This is a genomic window from Azospirillum sp. ST 5-10, assembly GCF_051225715.1.
GTDB lineage: Bacteria > Pseudomonadota > Alphaproteobacteria > Azospirillales > Azospirillaceae > Azospirillum.
The window spans coordinates 1-782 of record NZ_JBPJSP010000097.1 but is presented as its reverse complement, the minus strand read 5'-3'; the positions used below and the strand labels follow the sequence as shown (position 1 = coordinate 782).

At 64.2% G+C, this 782-nt stretch carries 1 protein-coding gene; it reads left to right on the top strand.

Translation table 11 applies throughout. The features are described 5' to 3' along the window. Positions 1 to 782 (top strand): cbb3-type cytochrome c oxidase subunit I (locus ACSBPG_RS31965; protein ID WP_435541296.1); only part of this gene is annotated, 782 nt, incomplete at both ends.

The window sequence follows — 782 nt, the reverse complement described above, 5'->3', positions numbered from 1 at the left end:
CTGGCCGGCGCCTCGTCGATCCTCGGCGCGGTCAACTTCATCACCACCATCTTCAACATGCGCGCCCCCGGCATGACCCTGCACAAGATGCCGCTGTTCGTCTGGGCGATGCTGGTGACGGCGTTCCTGCTGCTGCTCGCCGTGCCGGTGCTGGGCGGCGCCATCACCATGCTGCTGACCGACCGCAACTTCGGCACCACCTTCTTCAACCCCGAGGGCGGCGGCGACCCGATCCTGTTCCAGCACCTGTTCTGGTTCTTCGGCCACCCCGAAGTCTACATCATGATCCTGCCGGGGTTCGGCATCATCTCCCAGGTGATCTCGACCTTCTCGAAGAAGCCGGTGTTCGGCTATCTCGGCATGGCCTACGCCATGGTCGCCATCGGCGTCGTCGGCTTCGTGGTGTGGGCGCACCACATGTACACGGTCGGCCTCGACGTCGACACCCGCGCCTACTTCACCGCGGCGACGATGATCATCGCCGTGCCCACCGGCATCAAGATCTTCTCCTGGATCGCCACCATGTGGGGCGGCTCCATCGAGTTCAAGACGCCGATGCTGTTCGCCATGGGTTTCATCTTCCTGTTCACCGTCGGCGGCGTCACCGGCGTGGTGCTGGCCAACGGCGGCCTCGACCAGACGCTGCACGACACCTACTTCGTCGTCGCCCACTTCCACTACGTGCTGTCGCTGGGCGCGGTGTTCTCGATCTTCGCCGGCTGGTACTACTGGATCGGCAAGATGTCGGGCCGCCAGTATCCGGAGTTCTGGGGCAAGGTGCA